Below are 6,000 nucleotides of genomic sequence, written 5' to 3'. Positions count from 1 at the left end.
ACTCGAGCTTGGGTTACCGTCCGCCGGCACCTGCCGCCGTGCCGTGGCCGGCTGCGCCACCCCAACCCGCTTCGCCGGCCACCTCAAACGTCGCCAGCAAGCCCACCATGCATTAGATTTGAACCGGGCCACCTAATGGGGGCAGGCCAGGACCACTACGACCGACCCATGCTTGATGAAGTAGACCCGGTAGCCGGGCCATGATCGATGCGCATTTCAGACACGCCGTCACCAACGGGTTTGACGTCGCCCGGATTGCCGAGGCTCAACCGGCGAATTCGAACCTCGATTTTCGCCTTCGCCTGACGATCGCGAAGCTGGCGAAACCAAGCGTCGTAGGAGTCGGACTTGAAAACCTCGATCATGTGTAAACTCTAGTTGCTAGTCGCATGTTGTCAACTGTGGTTGGTAATCGCCACATCGCCTCCTTCCGTTGTCTCCCGCTTAGTCGATGGCGAGGAGGATAGTCCGGGCATCGATCGGGATGATCGAGGGCGAACTCGCGCAGACGGTGGAATGCGTTCGTCATGCGACCAGTGGGGTCGTCCCACGAGAGGCTGGGGAAGGCGAGGAGGCAGGCGATGATGCCTGCGGCGTCGGTCGAGACGATGCCCTTGAAGCTGTTGCCTTGCCAGCGGATGCCGATCTGGCCTTCACCGTCGAGGTGCATGTAGAGCGGCTTGCCTTTGAACTCGATAAAGTCCCAAACACCGCCTTGGTACTCGGCGCTGAGCTAGCCCATGATGTTGAAGATCGTGCGCTCGCCAGCGAGCATACGGCTGGACCGAAAAGGGCGGGCAGGAAGTCCATGCGGCGATCGTCAAAGACAGGATCCCCAGCCGTTCGTCGGCCCGATGCCTGATACCCGATCCGCCAACACTCAAATTAACCAGATATCTGATAACCTACTGTGAGGTTTGGCGTTTTCGGCATGCAATAAGATTCCATCTTATTGCAGGACACCAATATAACAGGGGAGAAATCGTTTTCGTGGCGAGCCGGAAGAGCGTGGGCGTTCCGTTTGTTGCCTTGTGAGCCCTTGGAAGATGGATGGTCCTCCCTTTCCCCGGGAGCCGGTTTGGACCTGCCGGATGGCAGGTCTTGCACGTCCTTGGAAAGGCGTGCGGGGGTGCAGGGGGGCGTGCCCCATGCCCTAATCACTTCGCGGGACCCCGGAGGGGTCGTAGAGCGAAGTATATTAGGCTACACCTCTGGCGAGATATCGCTCCTGGGGAAGTGAGATGGCCTCCACCGTTTGCCATGCCGACAAGGTCAAAACGCCGGTCCACCTCATCAACCTCATCCGGCACAACAGTCGAGCTGCACCACCGGCCAACGCCGATGCCAAGCGTTCGCCATCCAACCGATCCTGGGAAGATGCCGGCGCCCATCCTTGGGACACCATCGCGACCCGGATCGAGACTGCCGGCATTGATCTCAAGCGGGTGCGCAAGGATGCCGTTCGAGGCGTCCATCTGAACCTGTCAGCCAGCCCGGACTACTTCCGGCCCGGACGGCCCGAGGTTGCGGGAGACTACGACGAGGATCGGCTGGAAAGCTGGGTCGAGGCGTCCCGTCGCTGGCTTGAACAGACCTATGGCGATCGTCTGGTGGATTGCCGTCTCCACCTCGACGAAGCGACCCCCCACATTCAGGCGGTCTATGTGCCCCTGACGCCCGATGGGCGATTGTCGGCCAAAGAGATGCTGGATCGAGCGGCCCTCACGCGCATGCAGGATACCTATGCCGAGGCCGTCGCCCATCTCGGCATCGAGCGAGGCGTCCGCGGCTCGAAGGCCAAGCACGAGTCGATCGGCGCCTACTACGCCCGGGTCGAACGAGCCTTCTCGGCTCCGATCGAGCTGGCAGCCGAGATCGAGCCTCCTCGTTTGACCGACATCGCAAACACCAAGCGTTACCAGAAGCGCCAACAGGATCGGATCGAGACGGCAGCGGCACCTATGGCAGCAGCGGCTTCGCAGGCCGTTCAGGAACGCCGAAAGAGGCAGGAGCTCCAACGGCGGGTGAAGGAGGCCGATCGGCGTCTTCTGGAAGCCCAGAAGGAGAAGCAGGCGGCTTTACGGGAGCGCGATCAGGCTCGCAAGGCCGAGCAGATCTTCCGTCTGGAAGCTCGCCAGTACGCAACTCGGGCCAACCAACTCAAGGCCGATCTGGAAGAGGCTCACGCGAAACGGGAAGCGCAGGACCGAGACGAGCTCGACCGTCTGCGCACTCTGAACCTCGAACAGCTCGCCCCTCATCTTGGGCTGAGCCGGGATCCCGACGACTCCACCCAATGGCTGTCGGAAACCGCACGGGTGACGATCAAGGGAGCCAAGTTCTTTGATCATGTTCGCCACAAGGGCGGGGGCGGCGCGATCGACTTCGTGGCTTTTGGATTGGGTATCCCGCCGGGGCGAGCAATCAGCTGGCTGCGCGAGTTCGATCCTTCCCTGACCCGGGTCGCTCTTCGGCAGATGGAGACCCAGGCCAAGGTCTCACCGCTCCGTCCGGTCTTCGTGCGGCGGGACCATCACGAAGCGATGTGGCCGCGGGTTCGACGCTGGCTGACCTCCGTTCGCAAACTGTCGGGCGAACTGGTGGACCGGCTTCGTGCCAGCGATCGGATCGCCGCTGACGAGCGAGGCAACTTCCTCGCCCGGATGTTCGACACGGAGGGACGGGAAGTCGGTGCCGAGGTGAAAGGAACCGATCCCCACCATCGGTTCACTGGACTGCAGCTTGGGACGTCACGGCTCGGTGCCTTCACGATCGAAACCCAGCCTGGCCGAACCTATGCGAAGGGGCTGCGCTACAAACAGATCGCAATCGTCGAGAGCGCGGCCGATGCCATCGCTTATCTTGAAACCCATCCCGAGGTTCTGGAGCAACCGTGCTTGATCGTCTCGACCGCCGGGACACGAGCATCGCTGGACGATCATCTCGTGGATGCGTTGGCCCGCCAGCGGACAAGCCTCACGCAGAAACCTTCGCTGTTCCGGATCGCGTTCGATGCCGATCCGGCGGGTGACACGGCGGCCGAGAAGCTGAAGCAATGGCTTCTGGCCCCGCCGCGCGAGGTCTGGGGGTCGGTGGTTCGGGACTGGCCCGGGGACGCGAAGGACTGGAATGACATTCTGATCGCGGGACCGCGGCCGTCCCCGGACAGATCAAACGAAACTGACGAACTGGACGACCCGGATAATGGTCCAGACAACTCGCCAAGCTTCTGACGGAAAGCAGGACCACCTTCTATGACAGACAATCGTGCCGATCGTTCTCCCGAAGCTGTCACGAAACGGCGAAAGGCCTCCGGCATGGCTCGCGCCGCAAATAGACGAGCGGGTTACGTCCACGATCCCATTCATGAGGCCTTGGTGGAGCGCTACGTTGAAGGTGAAATCACCAGCGAAGAGGCGATCGCGATGACTGTCGCTCGGTTCAAGAAGAAAGAGATCGAAAGCGGTTGAAGCATCGATCTCGCGAGAGGGAACGCTTGTCCTCTGGCGCTGAGGAGGTGCTCAAGAGGCCTGATCCGACGGATTTATCCCCGCTCCTCGTTGCGCCATAGCCTCGTTCGTGTCACTGTAACTACATGTAGTTACGAGCGGGAAAGCGTATGAAAACGGTTCAAGTCCGAGAAGCCAAGGCGGGACTGTCGGCCTTGATCGAGGCGGCCGAGCGGGGCGAGGCGACGACGATCACCCGGCACGGCAAGGCCGCTGCCGTCCTGGTGCCGATCGAGGTCGCGCGCCAGTTCTATCCAGCCGAAGACCAGTCGGAGAATTTCGCCGACTTCCTTATGTCGTTTCCAGGCGGTGTCGAGTTCGATCGGGACGAAACGCCTATGCGGTCCATTGACCTGTGAACGGCTACGTCCTTGACACGTCAGCCTTGTCGCGCTTCGCACCCGGCAAGCCGCCCATTCCGTCCGAAGTGGCCGAGAAGCTGCGCAGACAACACGCGGCCTTGTTCGTCCCCACGATCGCCATTGCGGAAGTCCGCGCCGGCATCTGTAAGGCGCAAAGGGCAGGCGCGACGACGAAGGCGGCAGAGCTTGGCAAGTGGTTCTTAGGGTTTCGGTTCCGGTTCGCCGCGCAGGTCCTGGACTTTGATCAGGATGCGGCCGATCGCGCCGGGGAGATCGGAGACGCCGCCATGGGAATTGGACGGCATCCCGGATTTGCCGACGTGGCGATCGCCGGCATCGCGCGAGCTCGCGGGATGGCGGTTCTCACCGAGAACGTGCGACATTTCCAGCCACTAGGCATTCCGGTTCACACGTTCGAAACGATGCCCTGAACCGCAGAAGTGCTGTTCGAATGAACGCCGTTGTGCGTTCATTCGTATCTCGATCATGCCGCTATCATTTCTGCTGCATAGGCATCGCCTCTACTCCCAACTTGCCCGTCGCTCCTGAATGGTGCGCTCGCCCTGGCTGAGACCTCCGCGTCGGCGCGGGTTGCCGCAGCAATTAGGAACGCTGCAAACCTGGGGCTGCTCTTTGAAGCGCGCCATTGCCTTGCCGTCCGTCCAGCACGGACAGTCGAGATCGTCGTAGTGCTGATTGCGGTCTTCTTTCAGACGCCGCCACATATGGCGGTCGATCTTGTGCCACCGGAATGCTTCCCCGCGCATTCTGGTGCCCCCCGATGCCGGTCGATTTGCGGCGCTCGGCCTTGCGGTGCGCCTTCCAAAACTGGCGTTTGACGATGCGGCGCAAGTGCTTCCACCATTCCGGCAATGGCTTCAGATGGCCCTTTTTACGTGTGCCATGCGATACACCCCCGATGCTTTCCGCCAAACATACATGAAGCGACGCGCTGGTAGATAACGACACCGTACAGCGAACCGTGAATCAGCCCTATGGAGCGTGACGATGCCCCATGACGTCGAACGAAACCCGATCCTCATTGCGGACGCGGCGGCGCTTTCGGCTATGGCGGAAGCCCTGTCCTTGGATCGTCTGCGAGGCAGGGGACTGATCCTGACGGACGTGTTGGCCATCGGGACCGACAGCAGCATGGCGCTGGCTTGGTTCCACCAAGCAGGCGGAACCATCACTTGGACGATTGAAGAAAAGATACTCGACTTATATCGGCGCGGACAAATGCCGCCGGAGCTTCAAGCTCGCCACGAGCGGTATCACACCCCACTTCCATCCCGTCGAGCCGTGCGCGAATATATGGAGTCACTCGAACCGGCAAATGTCGATGCCGTGACAATCGCCTATGCCGATCGGGCCATTCTCGTCATGCTGCGATCAGCGGACGTGCCAATACAGTCCCTTACAGTCGAGGAATTTATCAACTCAACGCTACCGGAAACTTCGGTGTGCGACCCTAGGTGGGCAAAGGCATAGAGCTTCCGAGACTTCTTCTGGATGCCGACCGATCCGCCCTTCCCCGCCTCGCAGTCTTCGCCGCGTCTTTACGGTCCTGCTCCATCTTAGCGCCGATCGCAGGAGGGAACCGGATGTCGAGCGAGGTGGTGATCGGGGTTCTTGCCTACGTCGTTGCGATCAACGTCCTCGCCTTTGCGGCAATGGTGATCGACAAGCGCAAGGCCGAGCACTGCCTGCGCCGGATCCCGGAGGCGACGCTTCTCCAGCTCGCCCTTCTAGGCGGCAGCGTCGGCACGGTGCTCGCCGGGCGAACGGTGCGCCACAAGACACGCAAGGAGCCGTTCCGCTCGCGGCTTGCGGCCATCATCGTGCTTCAGGTTGTGGCGCTGACCGCCCTCGCGGTGGCGACGGTCGTTGCCGGATCGCCCAAAGCGCTTTGGCAGCTTCTTACATCCTGAGCCGCGCGAGCGCGTCCCGATAGGCCCCGACGAGCTATCGGCCGCCGCCGTTCCATAACCGCGTCCTATGCCGCAAGGCAGCTCGCCTGTTGCAGCATCGATCTCCATAATGTCCTGAAACTGTATTATACTGTCGGTGAGGAAGCAGACTGTGGAAGAAGAAGTCGTCTCAAGCGGGTTGGGCAGTCGGATATCCTG

General features: G+C 61.3%; 8 protein-coding genes. 6 read left to right on the top strand and 2 right to left on the bottom strand.

What is annotated here, in order from left to right; translation table 11 throughout:
* Positions 1-155: 155 nt before the first annotated feature.
* Positions 156-365, bottom strand: coding sequence for a type II toxin-antitoxin system RelE/ParE family toxin (locus F9929_RS22135; RefSeq protein WP_235919513.1), 210 nt, complete (start codon positions 363-365; stop codon positions 156-158).
* Positions 362-670, bottom strand: coding sequence for an antirestriction protein (locus tag F9929_RS24930; protein ID WP_407922267.1), 309 nt, complete (start codon positions 668-670; stop codon positions 362-364). Before F9929_RS24930 ends, F9929_RS22135 begins: the two co-directional genes overlap by 4 nt.
* A 571-nt stretch (positions 671-1,241) precedes the next feature.
* Between F9929_RS24930 and mobV the strand changes: the two genes are divergently transcribed.
* The 6 genes from mobV to F9929_RS22095 all read left to right on the top strand — a co-directional run bounded on the left by mobV (position 1,242) and on the right by F9929_RS22095 (position 5,802).
* Positions 1,242-3,233, top strand: a complete 1,992-nt coding sequence (gene mobV, locus F9929_RS22125; protein WP_152048723.1) for a MobV family relaxase — start codon at positions 1,242-1,244, stop codon at positions 3,231-3,233.
* A gap of 21 nt (positions 3,234-3,254) precedes the next feature.
* Positions 3,255-3,470 carry an antitoxin VbhA family protein gene (locus tag F9929_RS22120; protein ID WP_152048722.1) on the top strand — a complete coding sequence of 72 codons (216 nt, stop codon included), beginning with the start codon at positions 3,255-3,257 and terminating at the stop codon, positions 3,468-3,470.
* Between the two features lie 149 nt (positions 3,471-3,619).
* Positions 3,620-3,868 (top strand): type II toxin-antitoxin system Phd/YefM family antitoxin, encoded by a 249-nt coding sequence (locus tag F9929_RS22115; protein ID WP_152048721.1) that lies wholly within the window; start codon positions 3,620-3,622, stop codon positions 3,866-3,868.
* Positions 3,865-4,302: a PIN domain-containing protein gene (locus F9929_RS22110; RefSeq protein ID WP_152048720.1), complete on the top strand. Its 438-nt coding sequence runs from the start codon at positions 3,865-3,867 to the stop codon at positions 4,300-4,302. Before F9929_RS22115 ends, F9929_RS22110 begins: the two co-directional genes overlap by 4 nt.
* 577 nt (positions 4,303-4,879) lie before the next feature.
* Positions 4,880-5,362, top strand: a complete 483-nt coding sequence (locus F9929_RS22100; protein ID WP_152048718.1) for a hypothetical protein — start codon at positions 4,880-4,882, stop codon at positions 5,360-5,362.
* A 113-nt stretch (positions 5,363-5,475) separates the two neighbouring features.
* The gene (locus F9929_RS22095) at positions 5,476-5,802 is read left to right on the top strand and encodes a DUF1294 domain-containing protein (RefSeq protein WP_152048717.1); all 327 of its coding nucleotides are present in this window, start codon (positions 5,476-5,478) and stop codon (positions 5,800-5,802) included.
* The last annotated feature ends 198 nt before the right edge of the window (positions 5,803-6,000 follow it).

Origin of the sequence: Aureimonas psammosilenae (genome assembly GCF_009176975.1) — a bacterium.
Lineage (GTDB): Bacteria > Pseudomonadota > Alphaproteobacteria > Rhizobiales > Rhizobiaceae > Plantimonas > Plantimonas psammosilenae.
Note: the sequence above shows the minus strand (reverse complement) of the source record. Positions and strands in the feature narration are given on the sequence as shown.